Genomic DNA, 20,265 nt, shown 5'->3' with positions numbered 1-20,265 from the left:
CCAGCACAAGGAGATTTCCGGATGTCCTACCAAGATTATCTGCCGATGAACTGGCTCAAGAACCGCCCGAATGACGAAAACCCGCTGGTCTCGCTCCGCAAGGAGGTGGACAGCCTGTTCGACGATTTCGGCGGCGGTCTCTTCAAGGATGCAAGTGCCTTCAACGTGCGCACCAATCTCAGCGAGACCGATACGGAATTCTGCGTCACCGCCGAACTGCCCGGCATGACCGAGGAGGATGTCGACGTCTCCGTCTCGGGCGATCGGGTGATCATCAAGGGCCAGAAGAAATCCGAGAAGGAAGAGCGCAGCGACGAAAAGGGCCGCGAGTTCCACCGGATCGAGCGCAGCTCAGGATCATTTCAGCGCGTGATGTCCCTGCCCTTCACTATCGACGCCGACAAGGTCGAGGCGGTGGTCAAGGACGGCGTGCTGACCGTCACCATCCCCAAACCGCCCGAGGTGGTAGAAAACACCAGGAAAATCAAGGTGTCTTCGGCCAAATAGGCCACGCGCGACGTGGCCCGCATTCGGCGGGGCGCGTCCGCCTATCAGGCTTCGCGGATTAGCTTAAAGAAGAAGGGTTCGGCATCGCCGCGATGGTCCATCAGACCCAGGACGCTGTCCGCGTCGATACGGCGAAAGACGTCGTTGATGGGCTTGGCGTCATAGATCATCGTGGCGCTAAGCTTGCCGCGATATTCCGTCATCCGCAGCCGTGATTTCGGCTTGCGGGTGGACAGGATCGGGCGCAGGACTGGCATCAGCACGGGAAACAGGACCGACTTCGCGGGCAGCGCCGCGCAGAGCCGGATCGGCAGCAGTGCCGGATTGATGCAGTAACGCCCGCCGAATGGTCCGTAATGGACCAGCGGAAACCCCTCATCGGCGCTTTCAAAGACCTTGCCGTGCCAGCGCGCGGCCTCAAGCATCCCGTCGAGATAATGGCCGGTGTCGATCCCCTCGCCCCGCCAGCGGCCCAGCATCTCCTCCACGCTCACCGTCCCGAGCGTATCAAACCACGCCAGGGCCTCTCCGGTCGTCATGCGCTGGTTCATCCCCCACCCTCCCCCAAAAGCGTATAGGCGCAGCGCGCCAGCACCCGTTCCTCGTCCGTAGGCAACATCAGCACGGGCAGGCGGCTCTCTTGCGTCGTGATAAACGGCCCGTCCGCCGCATTGGCGGCAGGGTCCAGCTCAGCGCCCAGCCATTCCAGCTCCGCGACTAGTCGCGCGCGCAATTGCGGGATGTATTTCCCCATGCCGCCCGTCAGCACAACCGCATCGACACCCCCCAGTGTCGCGGCAAGCGCGCCGAAGTACCAGCGGCAGCGGAAGACGAAGTAATCGACCGCCTCCGCCGCCTCGACCCGGTCGCTTGCAAGGAGGTCATTCATCTCGTCGCTGATCCCCGAGACACCCAGCAGCCCGGACCGCGTATAGAGGAGCTCGCGTACGTCCTCAGGGGAATAGCCGCGATCCAGCATCAGGTGCAGCAGGATGCCGGGGTCGACCGCGCCCGATCTGTGCCCCATCGGTAGCCCGTCCAGCGCCGTCATCCCCATGGTCGTCGCCACGCTACGGCCCCGGTCAAGCGCGCACATGCTCACCCCGTGGCCAAGATGCGCAACGATGACCCGTTTGGCGGCAAGGTCCGGGAAAGATCGCTGCAGCTTGTGTGCGATGTAGTCGTAGGACAGCCCGTGAAAGCCATAGCGGATCACCCCGTCCTCGGTCAGCGCGCGCGGCAGGCCGAAAATCTGCGCCTCGCGCCGCTGGGTCCGGTGAAATGCGGTGTCGAAACAGGCGAAATGCGGGATGCCGAGGTAGTGTTCCTGCAATTGGCGAATCGGCCGCAGGTTGTGCGGCTGATGCGCCGGGGCGAGGGTTTCGAGACCTGTGAGCCGCGCAAGCACCTCCTCTGTCACACGCACCGGCGCGATGAACTCGGTCCCCCCGTGAACCACCCGATGCGAAAACGCGCAGATCGTGCCGAGTGCGCCCAGCCCGTCGAGTGCGCCGAACATATGCGCGAGGGCCTCGGGATGCGCCCGCTCGGTACTGGAGGGCACCCCGAAATCCGTCTCCTCCCCGGTCCCCTCCACGGGGTCGCGGGTGCTGAGGATCATCCGGTTCGGCAGACCCCGCAGGCTGTAGCTCCGCAGCCTCACCGGTCCGCCCGCACCCAGCCGGTACACCGCCGAGCGCAGGCTTGACGATCCCGCATTGAAGGTCACGACCAGCTTTTCGGTCATGTGGCTGTTCTCCCCGTTTACTCCCCTCTGACTATCCCCACCAGAGCGCCCGCACACAACCGAGGCTTTTCCATACCTGCTCGGAATTCTTGCCAGATCAACCAGAGGCTGCTTGCTTTCACGCTATTATTGTACCTTTTTCCGCCGCCGCGCGGCGGCGCGTTTCTTTGCTGGAAGCAATCATTGTCTGACCCGGAGGGCTCACCATGCAAACCTATGAATTTGGACAATTCCTGCTGGCCTTCGACATCGACGCTGTTAGCAGCCCGACCGAGATAATCTCCGACATGACCGTCTTACTTTTGTGGATCATCGCAGACCCACCTTGGCACATTGATGCTGTTGGGGGGATCACATCATCAAAGCCGACACAGGCCAATGAAAACCTTGATGTTCTACATCTAGCTAGCTATCTAGCTAAGACATAGAGATCGACATGTGGACCCTGCAAGACGCCAAGAACAAATTCAGCGCCGTGGTTGAGGCTGCTCTCGCCGGACGACCGCAGAAAGTATCGCGCCGGGGCAAGCCCGCTGTCGTCGTGTTGTCTGCCGATGAATACCACCGCCTTCTCGATGCCGCTGGCGGCGCGCGGGGCCGGTTTGCCGATCACCTGCTGGCCTTTCCCGGCGACGCGCCCGAACGGATGCAGGCGAAACTGCGCGACGTCGAATTCTGAATGTTCATCCTCGATACCAACGTCATCTCCTCCGGCCGCCGTCCCGAGCGCAGTCAGACCCTCGCCGCCTGGCTCTATGCCCAGCCCGAGGATGCGCTCTATCTCAGCGCCATCACCCTAGGCGAAATCGCCCGTGGCATCGCACTGCAGGACAACCGCAATCCCGACTTTGCCAAGGATCTGCGCGCCTGGCTCGACCGGACCGAGACGCTTTTTGCCGACCGTATCCTGCCCTTCACAGCAGCTGACGCGCGCCTCTGGGGACAGCTGTCCGCGCGCATCGGCCACGGCGGCGCCGATCTGATGATCGCCGCGACGGCCCTGTCCCACGGCGCCACCGTTGTGACCCGCAACACCTCAAATTTCGCGCCGACAGGGGTCAGGCTGCTGAACCCGTTCTGAGCAGCGTCACCGCACCGCGAAAAGCGCGATCCCCACCACTGCCAGCATCGCGGCGGCCATGCCGATGTTGATAATGCGCTGCGTCCGCTGGCTCAGGTTCAGCGCATGCAGCTTCACACCTGCCCCCAACCAGATCAGGTGCACCGGTATCCAGATCGCGTTGAAGATGATCAGCTTGGCGATCACCTCCCCCACCGGATGCGCGGGCATAAAGGCGAAACCTGAAAAGAGCGTCGTCGCCACCACATAGGCCTTGGGGTTGATAAACTGCAGCGCGAAACCGTTGAAGAACCCCAGCGGCACTTTCGCGGCGATGAACCCCACCTGCGCGCCGGCACTAGCCACGCGCCAGGCGAGATAGGTGAGATAGGCAACCGAGGTAAAGAGCAGTGCGAGCCGCAGCCAGGGCACGGCGAGGATCACCGCCGCCATGCCGGTGATCACCATCATCATCGTCACGAACCCGCCAAGGCAGAGCCCGGTCATGAACCCCAGCCCCGCGCGAAAGCCAAAGGCGGCCCCGATCCCCGCCGTGGTCAGCACGCCGGGTCCGGGTGTGATCAGCAGGAAAAAGACGGCAAGCGCGAATTCAATCATCCGGGTGCCACTTCAAAGATGCGCGCATTCCGGCACTGGCGTCAGCACCTTGCCGTCCTTGAGATGCTGCAAAAGGTTGTCAACCGTGAGGTTCCCCATCGCCGCCCGCGTCTCGACCGTCGCGCTGCCCACGTGGGGCAGCAGTACCGTGTTCGGCAAATCGCGCAGCGCCTGCGGTACATGCGGCTCCTCCTCAAAGACATCGAGCCCTGCCCAGCCCAGCGTCCCGTTCTGCAGGGCCGCGATAAGCGCCGCTTCGTCCACCACGGACCCACGGCTGACGTTAATCAGCGTCCCCTCCGGCCCCAGCGCCTCGAGCACCTCGGCGTTCACGATGTGATGCGTCTCCGGCCCGCCGGGCGTGATGCAGATCAGCACATCGGCCTCCCGGGCCATGGCAACGAGATCGTCGTAGTAGGTGTATTCGACATCCTTCGGACTGCGGGAATGGTAGAGGATCGTCGGGTTCCAAGGCGCCAGCTTGCGCGCAATCGCCTGACCGATCCGCCCCAGCCCGAGGATGCCCACCGTCTGATTGTCCGTCGTCCGCGTCAAAGCTGCGCCTCCGCTCGCCTCCCACGCGCCCGATCGCACATGCGCATCGTCGCGCAACAGCTCCCTGTAACAGGCCAGCAGCAGCATCACCGCCGTTGTCGCCACCTCGTCGTTCAGCACATTCGGCGTATGGGCCACGACGATCCCGCGCCTCACGGCCTCTTCCACATCCACCGCGTCATAGCCCACACCATACCCGCTGATCACCTTCAGGTTCGGCACCGCCGCCATCACCTCTGGCGGTACACCCACCGCGCCGTTGGTGACGATATGGGTGATCCGCTCCGCCGGGTAATCCTCCAGCTGGTGAATGGTGAAAGCCTCCGCAAGGCGCGCGCGCATCGCCTCGGTGATCGTGCCGATCTGCAAAAGATCAGGCATCCTCGCCCACCCGCTGCCGCTGTTCCCCCAGCCCCTCGATGCGCAACTCCATCACGTCGCCTTTCTTCAGGTACACGGGCTCCGGCTTCATCCCCATGCCCACGCCGGGCGGTGTGCCGGTGCTAATCACGTCGCCGGGGTGGAGCGTGAAAAGATGGCTCAGGTGTTCGATGATCTCCGCCACGGTAAAGATCATGGTCGAGGTGTTCCCCGCCTGCCGCCGCTCTCCGTTCACATCAAGGCTCATCGACAGGTTTTGCAGGTCCGGCACCTCGTCCCGCGTCACCAGCCAAGGGCCCGTTGGCCCATAGGTGTCGCAGGATTTACCCTTGGTCCACTGGCCGGTGAGATTGTTCTGAAAATGCCGCTCGGACACGTCGTTGCAGATGCAATAGCCCGCGACATAGTCCAGAGCCTCAGCTTTGGAGACGTATTTCGCGGCCTTCCCGATCACCACGCCGAGTTCCAGCTCCCAATCCGTGTGGGTTGACCCGCGCGGCATCACGACGTCGTCGTTCGGCCCCACGATGGCGGAGTTTGCCTTGAAGAACAGATTCGGGTGTTTCGGGATCGCCATGCCCGACTCCTCGGCATGGTCCGAGTAGTTCAGGCCAATGCACATGAACTTGCCGATGTTGCCGACGCAGGGCCCCAGACGCGGCGCGCCCTCGACCAGCGGCAGGCTCTCGGGATCGAGCGCGCGCAGCTTCGCAAGGCTCGCATCATTCAGCATGGCACCGGTGAAGTCCGGCACATGCGCGGATAGATCGCGCAGCTTGCCCGCCTCATCCAGCATACCCGGTTTCTCGGCCCCCGCAGGGCCGTAGCGCAGAAGTTTCATAGATCGTCCTCATAGGGCGTTGCGTTACTAACCGCCGACATATCCCCCAAAACTGAAGGAGTTCCAGCATCCTCTTTGTTTATTGAGAACGCGAACACTTGAAAAAGGGCAAACGTGTGCCGAAACCCATCAACAAGTTGCCAAGTGCCGCAGATATTTCATGGAGTGACCATCTTTGTGTTTGCAAGCCGGTGTACCATCTAGGTCCCTCATATGCCTGCCCACTGAGAAACGAGGAGAGATTATGATAATGGTGAATGCGAAAATCGCCCCGATCTTCCCGCTTAACCCCGCTCAGGTATGCCAATTGCTAAAGAGACTACAGCGTGTTCAGACCACAGATTCCTCTGCTCGTTCTTGATCCAATCACAACCGGGCCACACAGTTGGACCAATAACATAAAAAAGGATCGGTTCAGACCGAGCTGTCGTTTGATTGGCACGGTGATTGCAAGCAGTTAAGGTTCTCTAGCTCCGTTTGTGAATGGCTATATCAATTAGCCTAATGAAATGAAGCGCAACTTATACGACCCCGTGAACCGAACGGCGGGCTCTGGGGTAGACAACAAACGGAGTCCGGCGCGGCGCGGAGTCACGTAAATCCTTCGGCCCCAGGCTGTGTCGGTGAACTGCTCCAAGACAACTGCATATGTCGCAGACGAAAAGCGAAATCCCTCAGTGATTGTCGCGCGGCATAAACTGACGCGCGATGTCCCTGAACTTATCGGCTCCTTCAAGGGTCATTCCGTGATCGAGCCGCCCAACACGCTCGCGGAACATCTCCTGCCAGGGCGACTGGCTTTCGGGCACGGCATATCCCCCTGCCGCTTCCAGCGCCCGCGCGCGTTCGTTCAGCTCATCCAGCGGCACCAGCATATCCGCCGTGCCTTTCCTCAGATCAATCCGCACCCGGTCGCCTGTCTGCAAGAGCGCGAGGCCCCCGCCGTCCGCCGCCTCAGGCGACGCGTTGAGGATCGAGGGCGAGCCGGAAGTCCCCGACTGCCGCCCGTCACCGATGCAGGGCAGCGCCTCGACCCCTTTCTTGATCAGATACGCGGGCGGCCGCATGTTTACGACCTCCGCGGCCCCGGGATAGCCCTTGGGCCCTGCCCCGCGCATGAACAGAATGCAGGTCTCGTCGATGTTCTCGGACGGGTCGTCGATCCGGTGATGGAAATCCTCGGGCCCGTCAAAGACCACCGCGCGCCCCTCGAAAACGTCGGGACCATCGGGGTTCGACAGGTACTTCTGCCGGAACGCAGGCGAAATCACGGAGGTTTTCATGATCGCACTCTCGAACAGGTTGCCCGAGAGGTTGATGAACCCCGCATGCTCTTTCATCGGATCGCTGGCGGGCTTGATCACATCGGTATTCTTTGACCGAAACGCTTCGCAATTCTCCCCCATGCTCCGCGCATTCGCAGTGATCGCCCCGGGATGCGGCAACAACCCGCCCGCGATCAACTCGCCCACCACGGCAGGCACCCCGCCCGCCTGCTGGTAGTCCTCGCCCAAGTATTTCCCCGCCGGTTGCATGTTCACCAAGAGCGGCACATGGTGCCCCACCCGCTGCCAGTCGCCGTTGTCGAGCGGTACGCCCAGATGCCGCGCGATGGCGTTGAGGTGAATGGGCGCATTGGTCGAGCCACCAATCGCCGAGTTAATGGCGATGGCATTCTCGAACGCCTCCCGCGTCATGATGTCCGAAGGCCGCAGGTCTTCCCAGACCATCTCGACGATCCGCTTACCGGTCTCATAGCTGATCTGCCCCCGCTCCCGGTAGGGTGCCGGGATCGCCGCCGCACCGGGCAGCTGCATCCCCAGCCCCTCGGCGAGCGAGTTCATTGTCGTGGCGGTACCCATCGTGTTGCAGTACCCGACCGAGGGGGCCGAGGCCGCCGCGATCTCCATGAATTCATCGGTGCCGATGTCTCCGGCGGCCAGTTGCTCCCGCGCTTTCCAGATCACGGTGCCGGAGCCCGCGCGCTCCCCCTTCCACCAGCCGTTCAGCATCGGCCCAACGGAGAGCGCAATCGCCGGGATGTTCACCGTGGCCGCCGCCATCAAAAGCGCGGGCGTGGTCTTGTCACAGCCGATGTTCAGCACCACGCCGTCGATGGGATAGCCAAAAAGCGTCTCTACAAGGGACAAATAGGCAAGGTTCCGGTCGAGCGACGCGGTAGGCCGCTTGCCCGTCTCCTGAATGGGATGCACCGGGATTTCAATCGCCGTACCCCCCGCCGCGATGATCCCGTCACGCACCCGCTTAGTCAGTTCCAGATGATGCCGGTTGCAAGGGCTCAGGTCGCTGCCCGTCTGCGCGATCCCGATGATGGGCTTGCCCGACTGCAACTCCTCCCGCGTCAGCCCGTAGTTGAGATAGCGCTCAAGATAGAGCGCCGTCATCTCCAGATTGTCGGGATTCATGAACCATTTGCGCGAACGCAGGTCGTCTTTCGTGATCTTTGTCATTGGCCTGACCAGCCTCCGTCGATGATATGGGTATGTCCCGTGGTAAAGGCGCTCTCGTCACTGGCAAGGTAGACGACCAGCGCCGCGATCTCTTCTGGAGAAGCCACACGCCCCATCGGCTGCCGCGCCACGAATTGCGCCATCGCCTCGTCGTAGTTTCCCAGCTTCTCGCCAAGCGCCTTCACGCGCGCATGCCAGCTCGGGCTCTCGACCGTACCCGGGCAGATGCAGTTACAGCGAATTCCTTCGGTGATATAATCCACAGCCACCGATTTCGTCAGCCCCACGACCGCCGCCTTGGTCATCCCGTAGACGAACCGGTTCGGCGCCCCGATCACCGACCCTACGGCGGAGGACATGTTGATGATCGACCCTCCGCCCCGCTCCAGCATCCCCGGCAGCGCCGCGCGGATCGTGCGCACCATGGAACGCAGGTTGAGATCCATGGCAAAGTCGATCTCCTCGTCCGTCGCATCCAGCACCGAGCCGTGATGCACGAAACCGGCGCAGTTGAAAAGCACATCGGGCTCTGCCCGCGCGACCTCCGTCTTCACACTGGCGTCGTCGCGTGCGTCCAGCGCAAAGGCTTCGACCGACCCGCCAGCCTCTTCCGGCAGCGTGCCCAGCAAATCCGTGTTCACGTCGGTCGCAAAGACCGTCGCCCCCTCACGCGCCATGGCAATCGCACTTGCCCGTCCGATCCCCTGGGCGGCAGCGGTCACGAGCACGCGCTTCCCCGCAAGTCTCTGTCCTGTCACGTGAATCTCCCCCAAGTTCGCGAAATACCAAAAGGGCAGCCGCAGAAAAACACGCGCCCCATCTGGCCCTTTCGCCCTGAATCGCTAGCGTAGGTCACAGCATCCGTTTTGACCATAACCCCGGACCCCAAGACCATGACCAAGATCCTCATTCTCGGCGGCGGCGGCATGATCGGGCAGAAACTTGCCCGCCGCATCCTTGACCACAACATCTTCCCCGGTGCCGATCTCACGCTTTTTGACCGCGCATTTCCGCAGGGCGGCGTGCCCGCCAAGAAGATCACCGGCAATGTCAGCGACCCTGCCATGGTCCAGCACCTCGCCGCGCACCGTCCTGACGTGATCTTTCACCTCGCCGCCATCGTCTCGGGCCAGGCCGAGGCAGACTTCGACCTTGGGTGGGACATCAACATGATGGCAACCTGGCATCTGCTCAGCGCGCTCAAGACCGAGCATGAGGCGTCCGGCGGCACGTACCGCCCGCGTCTTGTCTTCACCTCCTCCATCGCGGTCTTCGGCGGCCCCTACCCTGACAAGATCGGCGACGATTTCCTCGCAGCCCCCCAAACCAGCTACGGCGCGCAGAAAGTCGTCTGCGAAACCATGGTGAGCGATTTCAGCCGCAAGGGTTTTGTCGACGGCATCTCCCTGCGCTTGCCCACCATTTGCGTGCGCCCTGGCAAGCCCAATGCCGCCGCCTCCGGCTTCTTCTCCGGCATCATCCGCGAGCCGCTCAATGGGCAAGAGGCGATCCTGCCCGTCCCCGAAACCGTGCGCCACTGGCCCGCCAGCCCCCGCTCGGCCGCCCGGTTCCTGACCCACGCGGCCAAGCTGGACACAGCGCTGCTGCAGGGTCGCCGTGCGCTCAACATGCCGGGGCTCAGCTGTACGGTGGCCGACCAGATCGAAGCGCTGCGCCGCGTCGCGGGACAAAAGGCAGTCGACCTCATCAAGCCCGTCCCCGACCCCGCGATCATGGCCATCGTGGAAAACTGGCCGCAGGACTTTGCGCCCGACCGCGCCATCGCACTGGGGTTCGAGGCGGAAAAGACCTTTGACGAGATCATCGCCGTCTACATGGAAGACGATTTGCCCGGCTGACCCCAACAGCGGCTGCAAAAGCTCCCGTAACCGACGTCTTCACAAAGACGTCACACCAAGAAGCTTGCGATTTTGCCGGACCCCGCGCATCGTCGGGATATCTCTGCGATCCCGGGCCCGGGGGCCCGCGTCTGCCATTCAATCAAAGGATATTGCGATGCGTCTTCTCTCCGTCACCGCCGCGCTCCTGCTCGCCTCGGGCGCGCAGGCGGCCGAATTCACCTGGGCCGAAACCACCGACCCGCAGACGATGGACCCGCACGCGGTCAACTCCGCCGCCGTCCTCGGCTTTCTCAACAACGTCTACGAGGGCCTCGTGCGCCGCAACAAGGAGATGGAGATCGAACCGGCCCTCGCCACGGCGTGGGCGCCTATCGGCGCAGGCGAGGGCTGGCGCTTCACGCTCCGGCAAGGGGTGACCTTTCATGACGGGGCCGCGTTCAACGCTGACGATGTGATCTTTTCCTACGAACGCGCGTCTTCGGAAGAGGCCGACACACGCAGTTGGTTCGCGCCGGTCTCCGAGGTGATCAAGGTAGACGATTACACTGTCGACATCATGACCACCGCGCCCAACCCGATCTTTCCCGACAGCATCGCCAACTGGATGATGATGGACAATAGCTGGGCCGAGGCCAACGGCACCACCCGTCCCGACAAGGAGAACGGCAATCACGCCACGCTCAACACCAACGGCACCGGTGCCTTCCGCGTCACCGCGCGAGAGCCGGGGTTGCGCACAGCGCTGGAGCCGAACGCGGGCTGGTGGGACGAGGCCACGCATAACATCACCCGTGCCGAGCTGACGCCGATCCAGAACCCTGCCACCGCCGTGGCAGCACTGCTTTCGGGCGACGTGGATTTCATCAACCCGGTGCCTATCCAGGACACCGAGCGCCTCAAGCAGAACCCGGATGTCAACGTGATCCAGGGGATCGAGGCCCGCGTCATCATGCTGGGCTTCCCGCATGAGGCCGGGGCGCTGAAGTATTCTGCCGAAACCACAGACAAGAACCCCTTTGCCGATGCCCGCGTGCGGCAGGCCGTGGCCCATGCGGTCAACGTACCCGCAATCTTGCAAACCATCATGCGCGGCAATGCCGAGGAAGTGAGCCAGTTGGTCAGCCCCGCCATGCGCGGCTATTCCGACGCTCTGGCAGACCGGCCCGCATACGACCCTGAGAGAGCCAAGGCCCTGCTTGCCGAGGCAGGCTATGCCGACGGGTTTACCTTCGGACTCAAGTGTCCCAACGACCGCTATCTCAACGACGAATCCGTCTGCCAGGCGGTGACGGGGATGCTGGCGCAGGTTGGTATGCGCGCCACTCTCGACGCCATGCCGGTCCAGAACTACTGGCCGGAACTTCGCGCGGACAATTATGACATGTACCTGCTGGGCTGGTCACCCGGCACTTTCGACGCGGAACACCCGATCCGGTTCCTAGCCGCAACGCCCGACGAGGAAAAAAAGCTCGGTTCCTGGAACTTCGGGGGCTATTCAAACGCCCGTGTCGATAAACTCCTCCCGATGATCCAATCCGAGATCGACGATGCCAAGCGGCAGGCGATGCTCGATGAAACCGCTAGAATCCTGCAGGATGAGGTCGCCTATGTGCCCCTTTACGTGCAGCCGCTTGTCTGGGGTACGCGCGCCAATATCGAGCTGACCCAACGCCCGGACAACTTCTTCATCCTGCGCTGGGTGACTGTGCAGTAGCAGCCTGTCAGAGGCTAGGGCGGTAATCCTTCGCCAGTGCCTCGACCAGCTCGTCTTTCGTCATCTCCGAGCGGCCTTCGATATCCCGCTCCTGCGCCATATCTTAAAGGGCGTCCTTCGTTTTCTGCTCCAGCGCCGCGACGGACCCCTTGCCGCGACCGTCCTCGTCCGTCGCGTCCTCGATGGCCTGCAGCAGCTCGTCCTTGTCCATCGAAGACCGTCCCTCGATTTCAAGGTCCTGCGCGCGCTCCATCAGCATGTCCTTGGTGGGGCCGTTTTCCTTGATATGGGAAACCTTTTTCTTCACGTCGTCAGGCTGATCCACGAATTGTTGGTCGCCGTCCTTCTTCTTCTGGGTCGACCGCGCGTATTCATCCTCGGTCAGAAGCATGCGCACCTTCTTGGGCAGATACCGCTCACCGCTGTCCGCCGATGCTTCGCCTGATTTCGTACCCCAGTCTTCCTCAGTCCACTGGTGCAGGTCGGTGTCTTCCTGGTCCGTGCCGTCTTCGGCATAGGCGCCACCCCGGCGCTTGTATTCCTGAACGGCCAGCTGGGCCTTGCGCGCGGACCACTGGCCCGGCTCACCACCCTTGTCGCTTTGCAGGTGCTTGTCTTTCACCTTTTCCCACAGCTCAGAATCGGTCTTTTCCGCAGATGACATCACGCATCCTTCCTCAACCTTCGCGCCTCAACCGGCCCCGGCACGCTTTGGTTCCGTCGCGTCTTTGCCCCCTTGACCCCGCCGCCCTGCCCGGTATCTGCTGCCCTTATGCTCGCCTATGTCATCCAACGTGTTGCCCAATCCGCGCTTGTCCTGCTGATCGTGGGGCTTGTCGCATTCTCGATGTTCCGCTTTGTCGGCGATCCGGTAGACAACATGCTGGGGCAGGAACGTACCCAGGCCGATATCGAGCGGCTGAGAACACAGCTGGGCCTCGATCAGCCCTTCCCTGTTCAATACGTGAAATTCCTCTCCGGTGCCGTGCAGGGCAATTTCGGCGTGAGCTACCGTCAGGGGCGGCCCGTGTCCGACATCCTGCTGGAGCGCGCCCCCGCAACACTGGAACTGGCGGCTGTTTCCGGCTTTCTTGCCATCGCATTCGGCATTGCCCTCGGTGTGTTCACGGCCATCAGGCGGGATGGATTCACAGCGAACGCAATCATGTCGCTGTCCCTTGTCGGCGTGTCATTGCCGACCTTCCTGATCGGTATCTTGCTGATTTACCTATTTTCTGTCGAACTCGGCTGGCTCCCCAGTTTCGGACGCGGCGATACGGTGATGCTCGGCGGCTGGTCCACCGGGTTCCTCACGGAGTCAGGCCTCAAGGCTCTCATCCTGCCCTCGATCACCCTCGGCCTCTACCAGATGACCCTGATCATGCGGCTTGTGCGCTCCGAAATGCTGGAGGTGCTCCGGCAGGACTACATCCGCTTCGCCCGCGCCCGCGGCCTCAAGGAGCGCGCGGTCAATTTCCGGCACGCGCTCAAGAACACTCTGGTGCCGGTGATCACCGTGACGGGCCTGCAACTGGGTTCCATCATCGCCTTTGCCATCATCACCGAGACAGTTTTCCAGTGGCCCGGTGTCGGCCTTCTTTTCATCAACGCGATCCAGTTCGTCGATATCCCCGTCATGGCCGCCTACCTGATGCTGATCTCTGTCATGTTCGTGGGCATCAACCTGATCGTGGACCTGCTCTATTTCTCCATCGACCCGCGCCTGCGGGCGGACCGGACCAAGGCGCATTGAGATGACAGATACCCCCCTGCCCCCCGACGCGCCGATCGCGTTCAAGGACCCCTCCCGCCTCAGCCTCGCGCTGCAGTCGGACTTCATCTACAGCTTCAAGCGCTCGCCGGTCGCGGTCGTCTCCTTCGTGATCGTGGTGCTGATGGTGCTGGCGGCCGTTTTTGCCCCGCCGATCGCCCCCTACAATCCCTTCGATCCCGCGCAGCTGAACCTGATGAACGGCTTTTCCAAACCGATGGAGCCTAATGCCTTTACCGGTGAAACCTTCTGGCTCGGCACCGATGATCAGGGGCGGGACGTTTTTTCGACCATCCTCTACGGTCTGCGGATATCGCTCTTCGTGGGTGTCGCAGCGGTGCTCTTTGCCATGGTGCTGGGTATCACGCTGGGGCTGCTGGCAGGCTATCTCGGGGGCTGGACAGAGACGATCATCATGCGCACGGCAGATGTGCAGCTGACCTTCCCCGCGATCCTCGTCGCCATGCTGATCTTTGGCATCGCCAAGGGGATCACACCCGTCGAATACCGTGACCAGATGGCGATCTGGGTGCTGATTGTGGCGATTGGCCTGTCGGACTGGGTGCAGTTCGCCCGTGTCGTCCGCGGCGCGACACTGGTGGAAAAGAACAAGGAATACGTGCAGGCCGCGCGGCTGATCGGCCGGTCGAAGCCCGCGATCATGGTCAAGCACATCCTGCCCAACGTACTCTCCCCCGTCCTGGTGATCGCCACGATCTCACTGGCGCTGGCGATCATCGCGGAAGCAACGCTGTCCTTCCTGGGCGTCGGCGCGCCGCCGACACAGCCGTCCCTGGGGACGCTCATCCGGATCGGCCAGGGCTTCCTCTTCTCGGGCGAGTGGTGGATCCTGCTCTTCCCCGCGATCACGCTGCTGGCATTGGCGCTCTCCGTGAACCTGCTCGGCGACTGGCTGCGCGATGCTCTGAACCCGAGGCTGCGGTGATGTCTCCCTTGATCGACGTAAGGCGCGGATGTGCCATGCCCGACCTCGGGTGGGCATCGGCGAAGCAAGCGGCCTCGGCCATGCTTCAAAGCATCAATGCCGCGCACGTTATAGCTCAGCCTACGAATGCCCTCCCGGGGGGGAGGTCGGGCATTGCGCATGCGCGCCGGACATCCGCGACCGACCGCGCGCAAGAGGCTACTGAATGACCCAACCCGTCCTCTCCATCCGCGACCTCACCGTCGAAATCCCCACCCGCCACGGCATCTTGCGCCCCGTGGACGGAGTCTCCTATGACATCGGCAAAGGCGAGGTCCTCGGCGTCGTGGGCGAATCCGGTGCAGGCAAATCCATGGCCGGTAACGCGGTCATTGGCCTCTTGAGTCCCCCTGCCCGCATCGCCAAAGGCGAGATTTACGTCAACGGCACGCGCATCGACCACCTCAAGGGCGACGCTATGCGCCGCCTGCGCGGCAAGGAAATCGGCATGGTCTTTCAGGACCCGCTGACCTCGCTCAATCCCCTTCTCAGGATCGGCGACCAGATCACCGAAACGATCCTCGCGCACCTGAACGTCAGCCGCGCCGAGGCCGAGAAAAGGGCCGTGGCAGCCCTTGACGAGGTCGGCATCCCCGGTGCCGCCGAGCGCATCAACTCCTACCCGCATGAATTCTCCGGCGGCATGCGCCAGCGCGTGGTGATCGCCCTTGCGCTTTGCGCCGAACCCTCGCTCGTCATCGCGGACGAACCCACCACGGCGCTCGATGTCTCGGTGCAGGCGCAGATCATCGCGCTCCTCAAAAAGCTCTGCAAGGAGCGCGGCACCGCCGTCATGCTGATCACCCACGACATGGGCGTGATCGCCGAGGCCGCCGACCGTGTCGCCGTCATGTACGCGGGCAAACTGGCCGAATTGGGTAATGTCAGAGACGTGCTGACCACCCCGCGCCATCCCTATACCGACGGCCTGATGGGTTCGACCCCCCTCGCCTCTCGCGGCAAGCGGCGGCTGCACCAGATTCCCGGCGCCATGCCGCGCCTCGACAGCCTGCCCGACGGCTGTGCCTTTCACCCGCGCTGTCCTTTCGCACAGGACGTGTGCCGCCATGACCCCGCCCCGACGCTGAGCGACGGCAAGGGGGCGGCGTGCTGGTTCCCCCTCGACAAGGCGGAGGCGGTCGCCTGATGCCCCTCGTCTCCATCGCCCATCTCACCCGCATCTTCGACGTCTCCAAACCCTGGCTCAACCGGGTGATCGAGCGCCGCAAGAAGGCGTATCTCACCGCCGTCAGCGACGTCTCCTTCGAGATCGAGGAAAAGACCGTCTATTCGCTGGTGGGCGAATCCGGCTCCGGCAAGTCGACCATCGGCAAGATGCTGGTTGGCCTCCTGCCGCCGACCGAGGGGTCGGTGGAAATACGTGGCGTCGATCTGGCGCGCGAGACCGATGCCGCCAAGGTCGACGCGGTGCGCGCCGATATACAAATGATCTTTCAGGACCCCTTCGCCTCGCTCAACCCCCGCTGGCGGGTGCGCGACATCATCGTCGAGCCGGTCGCGGCGCGGGGCGGTGAGACCAAGGGCCTGGCCGAGAAGCTGCTCGAACAGGTGGGTCTGTCAGCACGCGACGCGGGCAAGTTTCCGCATGAGTTCTCCGGCGGCCAGCGCCAGCGCATCTGCATCGCCCGCGCGCTGGCGTCAGAGCCAAAGCTGATCGTCTGCGACGAGCCGACGAGCGCCCTGGACGTCTCGGTGCAGGCGCAGGTGCTGAACCTGATGTCGGACCTCAAGGACGACCTTGGCCTTACCTATCTCTTCATCAGCCACGACCTGACGGTTGTGCAGCATATCTCCGACCGCGTCGGCGTTCTCTACCTCGGGCGGCTGGTCGAGGAGGCCTCACCAACGGAGCTCTTCGACGACCCCAAGCATCCCTACACCCAGATGTTGCTGGAAGCCGCACCCAAGCTTGACGCCTTCGGCCGCGACGTGCCGCCGCCCAAGGGCGAAATCCCCGATCCGATCAATCCGCCAACCGGCTGCGCCTTCCACCCGCGCTGCCCGCTGGCGACGGACCGCTGCAAGGCGGAACGGCCCCAGATGCGGGGTCTGCGCGGGGCAAAGGTGGCGTGTCACATGGCCGAGTAGGGTGGGTGCTTGCACCCACCGGCGAGGCGGTGATGTGAAGATGATGGGCGCGAGCACCCATCCTACGGCGTCTCGTCAGTACCACTTCGCCACCGGAGGCAGGCTCATCAACACAGCCTCCGGGTCATGGCCTGTCTCCAGCCCGAATTTCGTGCCCCGGTCGTAGACGAGATTATATTCGGCGTATAGGCCCCGGTGACGCAGCTGCACCTCCTTGTCCTCATCGGACCAGTCCTGCACACGGCGCTTCTCCACCAGCGGCACGAAGGCAGGAAGGAAGGCCGCGCCCACGTCCTTCGTCAGCGCGAAATCGGCGGTCCAGTCTCCGGTGTTGCGGTCGTCGTAGAAGATGCCCCCTACCCCGCGTGCGCGACTGCGGTGCGGGATGTAGAAGTACTCGTCCGCCCAGGCCTTGAGTTCGTCATAAAGCGTCGCGCCATGCCGATCGCAGGCGCGTTTCATCTCGGCGTGGAAATGCGCCGTGTCCTCTTCGTACTCGATGCAGGGGTTCAGGTCGGCCCCGCCGCCGAACCACCATGCGTGCGGGGTCCAGAACATGCGGGTGTTCATGTGCACCGCCGGCACATGCGGGTTCTGCATGTGAGCGACAAGGCTGATGCCCGAGGCCCAGAAGCGCGGATCGTCCTTCATCCCCGGAATGCCCTTGCGCGCGGCCATGGCCATCTGCGCGCGCTCGCCCAGCGTGCCGTAGACGGTGGAGATGTTCACGCCCACCTTTTCGAACACGCGACCGCCGCGCATGACGCTCATCTCACCGCCGCCCGCGTCCGATCCGTCCTCTGCCGTGCGCGAGGTCTTGCGCACCTCGAAGCGGCCCTTAGGGGTGTCCGTCTCGTGCCGGTCCTCGAGCGCGTGGAACGCGGAAACGATCTCGTCGCGCAAGCATCGGAACCACGCAGAGGCTTGCGCTTTTTCGGTCTGGAATTCTACTGTCATTGGGGCCGTTCTTTGTTCTGTTTCGGGAACAGACTAGCGTGGGGGTCTGTCGGTTGAAAGTGACAGGCTGCGCCTTGTCTTTGATCCGAAGCGGGAAATCTGTCGATGATGGTGACAGGCCGGCACGCCTCTGAAAAGCGCCTTGAGGCATTCGTCAATGCATTTTGCGCTGCATGGGGCCTCTTCGTCGGCTAAAGGGGGTAAAAAACCTGCGTTTGAGGCAGTATAACGTTTCCTTTCATCCGGGAATCGGAGGGATTTCCAGAATTGCCAAGATACAGAAGGCGCGCACCCAGCGGTCGTCTATTCTGAGCAGCCTGATCTGAACTGACCAAGTTACAAAGGTGAAGCAAGCGCTAGGCAAGCCGCATAAGCATGCCAGCAATTAGGCGGGCGCGTTCGGGCAGGCTGTCGATATGGATATGTTCGTTCAGCGTATGCAGACCAGCCCCTCGAACACCAAGGCCGTCAATTGTCGCGATTCCGAGGGCGCCAGTGAAATTTCCGTCCGAGCCGCCGCCCGCGCTGCTACAAGACAGGTCGAACCCCAGTTCGGCGGCGATCTCGCGCGCAGTCTCGTACATCGCCATCGTGCCCGGCTGATCTGGCCTCCAGACCGGGCGCGTCACGCCGCGTGTCACCTCGAACTTTGCCCCGTTGACCTCGCCGTTCAGGGACAGCATCCGGGTGATACCATCGTCGAGGTCCTCTTGTTTCTTGGCCATGCTCAAAGCCTCGGCATCGCAGAAGGATGACACGCAGTTGACCCATTGGCCGGCATGGATCACCCCCACCGAGAAGGTGCAGTCCGGGCCGGTCATTTCCTCTATTTCGATAATCTTGCGGGCCATCGCGTTGATCGCAGAGGTCCCGTCCGCAAGACGTGCGCCTGCATGGCTTGGCTTGCCGATACTGCGCAGGTTGAACCGCGCGATTGCGTAGCGCCCGATTGTGCACCCGCCATCGGGATGCGCAGGTTCGGGGACCAGGACATATTTGCTGCGGCGCGCCTCGGCTTCAATCAGATCACGGGTTGAAGGTGTACCGACCTCCTCGTCAGGCGTAAAAAGAACGGTCACAGGCAAAGGCGTCTGCATTCCGGCGCGGATCAGGTGGCGCAGGGCCTCGACACTCGCGTAGTTACCCCCCTTCATGTCCTGAATACCCGGACCGTAGCAGATATCACCCTCAATCTTGAACGGCAGCACGTCGAGCGTGCCGACCGGGTGAACCGTGTCCAGATGGCCGACGATCAGTATCCCCGGAACCCGGCCCTGATCGGGATGTGGCAGGCGCGCGCGCACTGATCCGCCAAAGCCCATCCGGCCGGGAATCCGCTCCACCGTTCCGAGACCAGCAAGATCATAGGCCGCAAGGTCCATCATGCGGTTTACGGCTTCTGCGTCCCATGTCGGGCTTTCGCACTCAATCCACGGGCGCAGTCCGGCGAGCATTTTATCGGTGTCGAAGGGCAGCTTGAGAGGGTCCATGGGTCAAGCTCCGGCGGGCATGCGCCGCTCGATAATCCGCGCCATGACGGAGGCTCCGACGGGCAGGATTTCGGGATCGAGGAAGAAGGATGGATTGTGCAGCCCGGTTGTGCCGGAATGGCCAATTCTGCAATACGCGCCGGGCACGACCTTGAGCATGTCGGCGAAGTCCTCAGAGCCGGTTGCGGGCTCGTCATCGCCGGAGATGTTTTCGGCTCCAACGATATCTGCCGCTGCTTCCAAGTAGGCGTCGGACAGATCGTGATCGTTCATCAGCACGTCGAAGACGTTCCGAATATCGATGCGGATCTCTACGCCATACGCCTTGGCGAAACCCTCGCAGAGTTCGGTCATACGGGTCTCTGCAGTATCGCGCACCTCGTCTTTGAAATAGCGGATTGTGCCGGCAAGCGTTGCTGTGTCTGGCACTACGTTATACGCCGAGCCAGCGTGGATCTGCGTGACCGACAGCACGCAGGAATCGAGCGGGGCGATGTTACGCGACAGGATCGTCTGGAACTGGGCCACCAGCATCGAGGCGATCACCAGTGGGTCGCGTGATTGCTGCGGCATGGCAGCGTGGCTGCCCTTGCCCTGCACAGTAATGTCAAAGAAAGACGCCCCGGCCATCGCAGCGCCCTTGCAAATACCCACGGTGCCGGGTTGACCATTTGGATAGTTGTGCATCCCGTAGATCTCGTCACAGGGAAATTTCTCGAAAAGCCCGTCCGCAAGCATTCCGCGCGCGCCGCCAAGACCTTCTTCTGCGGGCTGGAAAATCAGGATCGCAGTGCCCGCGAAGTTGCGGGTACGCGCCAGATACTTGGCGGCGCCAAGCAGCATCGTGGTATGCGCGTCATGTCCGCAGGCGTGCATCACGCCGGGGTTTTTGGAAGAATAGCCAAGGTTGGTCTCCTCATGGATCGGCAGAGCATCCATGTCGGCGCGCAGGCCCACGCGACGGGGGCTATCCCCCTTGCCCTTCACGATGCCGACAACACCGGTGCCCGCGATGCCCTCGTACACTTCTTCTACGCCGTATTCGCGGAGCTTGGCGGCGACAACGCCAGAGGTGCGCACCTCCTGAAATCCGATTTCGGGGTGCTCGTGGAAGTCCTTGAAAAGGTCGGTCAGCTCTGCTGTGCTCTCGTCAATGATCGGCAGAATACCCATGGGTTTGATTTCCTCTTGATCTTG

The 20,265-nt window shown here is 62.6% G+C and carries 22 protein-coding genes; 10 read left to right on the top strand and 12 right to left on the bottom strand.

The window, feature by feature from the left end; translation table 11 throughout:
* Positions 1–21 precede the first annotated feature (21 nt).
* Positions 22–507 carry an Hsp20/alpha crystallin family protein gene (locus AB2B41_RS12655; RefSeq protein ID WP_367878161.1) on the top strand — a complete coding sequence of 162 codons (486 nt, stop codon included), beginning with the start codon at positions 22–24 and terminating at the stop codon, positions 505–507.
* Between the two features lie 44 nt (positions 508–551).
* On the opposite strand, the gene AB2B41_RS12650 is transcribed toward AB2B41_RS12655, so the two are convergent.
* The gene (locus AB2B41_RS12650) at positions 552–1,058 is read right to left on the bottom strand and encodes a DUF4334 domain-containing protein (RefSeq protein ID WP_367878160.1); all 507 of its coding nucleotides are present in this window, start codon (positions 1,056–1,058) and stop codon (positions 552–554) included.
* Positions 1,055–2,254, bottom strand: coding sequence for an acetate/propionate family kinase (locus AB2B41_RS12645; protein ID WP_367878159.1), 1,200 nt, complete (start codon positions 2,252–2,254; stop codon positions 1,055–1,057). The genes AB2B41_RS12650 and AB2B41_RS12645 overlap by 4 nt, the downstream gene beginning before the upstream one ends.
* A 206-nt stretch (positions 2,255–2,460) precedes the next feature.
* On the opposite strand from AB2B41_RS12645, the gene AB2B41_RS12640 reads away from it, so the two are divergent.
* Genes AB2B41_RS12640 through AB2B41_RS12630 form a run of 3 tightly spaced genes read left to right on the top strand, consistent with a single transcriptional unit; the run spans position 2,461 to position 3,335 of the window.
* Positions 2,461–2,682: a hypothetical protein gene (locus tag AB2B41_RS12640; protein ID WP_367878158.1), complete on the top strand. Its 222-nt coding sequence runs from the start codon at positions 2,461–2,463 to the stop codon at positions 2,680–2,682.
* Positions 2,683–2,690: 8 nt separating this feature from the next.
* The gene (locus AB2B41_RS12635) at positions 2,691–2,933 is read left to right on the top strand and encodes a type II toxin-antitoxin system Phd/YefM family antitoxin (RefSeq protein WP_367878157.1); all 243 of its coding nucleotides are present in this window, start codon (positions 2,691–2,693) and stop codon (positions 2,931–2,933) included.
* A complete protein-coding gene (locus AB2B41_RS12630; RefSeq protein WP_367878156.1) occupies positions 2,934–3,335 on the top strand; it encodes a type II toxin-antitoxin system VapC family toxin in 402 nt (133 codons plus the stop codon).
* Positions 3,336–3,341: 6 nt separating this feature from the next.
* On the opposite strand, the gene AB2B41_RS12625 is transcribed toward AB2B41_RS12630, so the two are convergent.
* From AB2B41_RS12625 to AB2B41_RS12605, 5 genes are all read right to left on the bottom strand, one after another.
* Positions 3,342–3,932, bottom strand: a complete 591-nt coding sequence (locus tag AB2B41_RS12625; RefSeq protein WP_367878155.1) for a LysE family translocator — start codon at positions 3,930–3,932, stop codon at positions 3,342–3,344.
* 12 nt (positions 3,933–3,944) lie between these two features.
* On the bottom strand, positions 3,945–4,868 hold the full coding sequence (locus tag AB2B41_RS12620) for a 2-hydroxyacid dehydrogenase (RefSeq protein ID WP_367878154.1): 924 nt from the start codon (positions 4,866–4,868) through the stop codon (positions 3,945–3,947).
* A complete protein-coding gene (locus tag AB2B41_RS12615; protein ID WP_367878153.1) occupies positions 4,861–5,709 on the bottom strand; it encodes a fumarylacetoacetate hydrolase family protein in 849 nt (282 codons plus the stop codon). Before AB2B41_RS12615 ends, AB2B41_RS12620 begins: the two co-directional genes overlap by 8 nt.
* Positions 5,710–6,383: 674 nt before the next feature.
* Positions 6,384–8,180 carry an IlvD/Edd family dehydratase gene (locus AB2B41_RS12610; protein WP_367878152.1) on the bottom strand — a complete coding sequence of 599 codons (1,797 nt, stop codon included), beginning with the start codon at positions 8,178–8,180 and terminating at the stop codon, positions 6,384–6,386.
* Positions 8,177–8,938, bottom strand: a complete 762-nt coding sequence (locus AB2B41_RS12605) for an SDR family oxidoreductase (RefSeq protein WP_367878151.1) — start codon at positions 8,936–8,938, stop codon at positions 8,177–8,179. Before AB2B41_RS12605 ends, AB2B41_RS12610 begins: the two co-directional genes overlap by 4 nt.
* A 135-nt stretch (positions 8,939–9,073) precedes the next feature.
* Here AB2B41_RS12605 and denD point away from each other — a divergent pair, with 135 nt between their 5' ends.
* Positions 9,074–10,039 (top strand): D-erythronate dehydrogenase, encoded by a 966-nt coding sequence (gene denD, locus AB2B41_RS12600; protein WP_367878150.1) that lies wholly within the window; start codon positions 9,074–9,076, stop codon positions 10,037–10,039.
* Positions 10,040–10,196: 157 nt separating this feature from the next.
* Positions 10,197–11,756 (top strand): ABC transporter substrate-binding protein, encoded by a 1,560-nt coding sequence (locus AB2B41_RS12595; protein WP_367878149.1) that lies wholly within the window; start codon positions 10,197–10,199, stop codon positions 11,754–11,756.
* Positions 11,757–11,763: 7 nt separating this feature from the next.
* Here the strand turns inward: AB2B41_RS12595 and AB2B41_RS12590 are convergent, their stop codons facing one another.
* On the bottom strand, positions 11,764–11,856 hold the full coding sequence (locus AB2B41_RS12590; RefSeq protein WP_367878148.1) for a Rho termination factor N-terminal domain-containing protein: 93 nt from the start codon (positions 11,854–11,856) through the stop codon (positions 11,764–11,766).
* Positions 11,857–11,859: 3 nt separating this feature from the next.
* A complete protein-coding gene (locus AB2B41_RS12585) occupies positions 11,860–12,420 on the bottom strand; it encodes a DUF5872 domain-containing protein (protein ID WP_367878147.1) in 561 nt (186 codons plus the stop codon).
* Between the two features lie 108 nt (positions 12,421–12,528).
* On the opposite strand from AB2B41_RS12585, the gene AB2B41_RS12580 reads away from it, so the two are divergent.
* From AB2B41_RS12580 to AB2B41_RS12565, 4 genes are all read left to right on the top strand, one after another.
* Entirely contained in the window at positions 12,529–13,509 is a 981-nt protein-coding gene (locus AB2B41_RS12580; protein ID WP_367878146.1) for an ABC transporter permease, read from the top strand.
* 1 nt (position 13,510) lies between these two features.
* Complete coding sequence (locus tag AB2B41_RS12575; RefSeq protein ID WP_367878145.1) at positions 13,511–14,473, top strand: ABC transporter permease; 963 nt, start codon at positions 13,511–13,513, stop codon at positions 14,471–14,473.
* A 205-nt stretch (positions 14,474–14,678) separates the two neighbouring features.
* Entirely contained in the window at positions 14,679–15,659 is a 981-nt protein-coding gene (locus tag AB2B41_RS12570) for an ABC transporter ATP-binding protein (protein ID WP_367878144.1), read from the top strand.
* Entirely contained in the window at positions 15,659–16,621 is a 963-nt protein-coding gene (locus AB2B41_RS12565; protein WP_367878143.1) for an ABC transporter ATP-binding protein, read from the top strand. The genes AB2B41_RS12570 and AB2B41_RS12565 overlap by 1 nt, the downstream gene beginning before the upstream one ends.
* A 75-nt stretch (positions 16,622–16,696) precedes the next feature.
* Here the strand turns inward: AB2B41_RS12565 and hemF are convergent, their stop codons facing one another.
* The 3 genes from hemF to AB2B41_RS12550 all read right to left on the bottom strand — a co-directional run bounded on the left by hemF (position 16,697) and on the right by AB2B41_RS12550 (position 20,241).
* Positions 16,697–17,578: an oxygen-dependent coproporphyrinogen oxidase gene (hemF, locus tag AB2B41_RS12560; protein ID WP_367878142.1), complete on the bottom strand. Its 882-nt coding sequence runs from the start codon at positions 17,576–17,578 to the stop codon at positions 16,697–16,699.
* Between the two features lie 356 nt (positions 17,579–17,934).
* Positions 17,935–19,068, bottom strand: coding sequence for a M20/M25/M40 family metallo-hydrolase (locus AB2B41_RS12555; RefSeq protein WP_367878141.1), 1,134 nt, complete (start codon positions 19,066–19,068; stop codon positions 17,935–17,937).
* A 3-nt stretch (positions 19,069–19,071) separates the two neighbouring features.
* A complete protein-coding gene (locus tag AB2B41_RS12550) occupies positions 19,072–20,241 on the bottom strand; it encodes a M20 aminoacylase family protein (RefSeq protein ID WP_367878140.1) in 1,170 nt (389 codons plus the stop codon).
* Between the last annotated feature and the right edge of the window lie 24 nt (positions 20,242–20,265).

Source organism: Sulfitobacter sediminis (assembly GCF_040811725.1).
GTDB classification, from domain to species: Bacteria; Pseudomonadota; Alphaproteobacteria; order Rhodobacterales; family Rhodobacteraceae; genus Sulfitobacter; species Sulfitobacter sediminis.
Note: the sequence above shows the minus strand (reverse complement) of the source record. Positions and strands in the feature narration are given on the sequence as shown.

Excerpts from the sequence above, each read along its gene's own strand:
- AB2B41_RS12655 (WP_367878161.1), top strand. The coding sequence starts at position 22 with ATGTCCTACCAAGATTATCTGCCGATGAACTGGCTCAAGAACCGCCCG.
- AB2B41_RS12650 (WP_367878160.1), bottom strand. The coding sequence starts at position 1,058 with ATGAACCAGCGCATGACGACCGGAGAGGCCCTGGCGTGGTTTGATACG.
- AB2B41_RS12645 (WP_367878159.1), bottom strand. The coding sequence starts at position 2,254 with ATGACCGAAAAGCTGGTCGTGACCTTCAATGCGGGATCGTCAAGCCTG.
- AB2B41_RS12640 (WP_367878158.1), top strand. The coding sequence starts at position 2,461 with ATGCAAACCTATGAATTTGGACAATTCCTGCTGGCCTTCGACATCGAC.
- AB2B41_RS12635 (WP_367878157.1), top strand. The coding sequence starts at position 2,691 with ATGTGGACCCTGCAAGACGCCAAGAACAAATTCAGCGCCGTGGTTGAG.
- AB2B41_RS12630 (WP_367878156.1), top strand. The coding sequence starts at position 2,934 with ATGTTCATCCTCGATACCAACGTCATCTCCTCCGGCCGCCGTCCCGAG.
- AB2B41_RS12625 (WP_367878155.1), bottom strand. The coding sequence starts at position 3,932 with ATGATTGAATTCGCGCTTGCCGTCTTTTTCCTGCTGATCACACCCGGA.
- AB2B41_RS12620 (WP_367878154.1), bottom strand. The coding sequence starts at position 4,868 with ATGCCTGATCTTTTGCAGATCGGCACGATCACCGAGGCGATGCGCGCG.
- AB2B41_RS12615 (WP_367878153.1), bottom strand. The coding sequence starts at position 5,709 with ATGAAACTTCTGCGCTACGGCCCTGCGGGGGCCGAGAAACCGGGTATG.
- AB2B41_RS12610 (WP_367878152.1), bottom strand. The coding sequence starts at position 8,180 with ATGACAAAGATCACGAAAGACGACCTGCGTTCGCGCAAATGGTTCATG.
- denD (WP_367878150.1), top strand. The coding sequence starts at position 9,074 with ATGACCAAGATCCTCATTCTCGGCGGCGGCGGCATGATCGGGCAGAAA.
- AB2B41_RS12595 (WP_367878149.1), top strand. The coding sequence starts at position 10,197 with ATGCGTCTTCTCTCCGTCACCGCCGCGCTCCTGCTCGCCTCGGGCGCG.
- AB2B41_RS12590 (WP_367878148.1), bottom strand. The coding sequence starts at position 11,856 with ATGGCGCAGGAGCGGGATATCGAAGGCCGCTCGGAGATGACGAAAGAC.
- AB2B41_RS12585 (WP_367878147.1), bottom strand. The coding sequence starts at position 12,420 with ATGTCATCTGCGGAAAAGACCGATTCTGAGCTGTGGGAAAAGGTGAAA.
- AB2B41_RS12580 (WP_367878146.1), top strand. The coding sequence starts at position 12,529 with ATGCTCGCCTATGTCATCCAACGTGTTGCCCAATCCGCGCTTGTCCTG.
- AB2B41_RS12575 (WP_367878145.1), top strand. The coding sequence starts at position 13,511 with ATGACAGATACCCCCCTGCCCCCCGACGCGCCGATCGCGTTCAAGGAC.
- AB2B41_RS12570 (WP_367878144.1), top strand. The coding sequence starts at position 14,679 with ATGACCCAACCCGTCCTCTCCATCCGCGACCTCACCGTCGAAATCCCC.
- AB2B41_RS12565 (WP_367878143.1), top strand. The coding sequence starts at position 15,659 with ATGCCCCTCGTCTCCATCGCCCATCTCACCCGCATCTTCGACGTCTCC.
- hemF (WP_367878142.1), bottom strand. The coding sequence starts at position 17,578 with ATGACAGTAGAATTCCAGACCGAAAAAGCGCAAGCCTCTGCGTGGTTC.
- AB2B41_RS12555 (WP_367878141.1), bottom strand. The coding sequence starts at position 19,068 with ATGGACCCTCTCAAGCTGCCCTTCGACACCGATAAAATGCTCGCCGGA.
- AB2B41_RS12550 (WP_367878140.1), bottom strand. The coding sequence starts at position 20,241 with ATGGGTATTCTGCCGATCATTGACGAGAGCACAGCAGAGCTGACCGAC.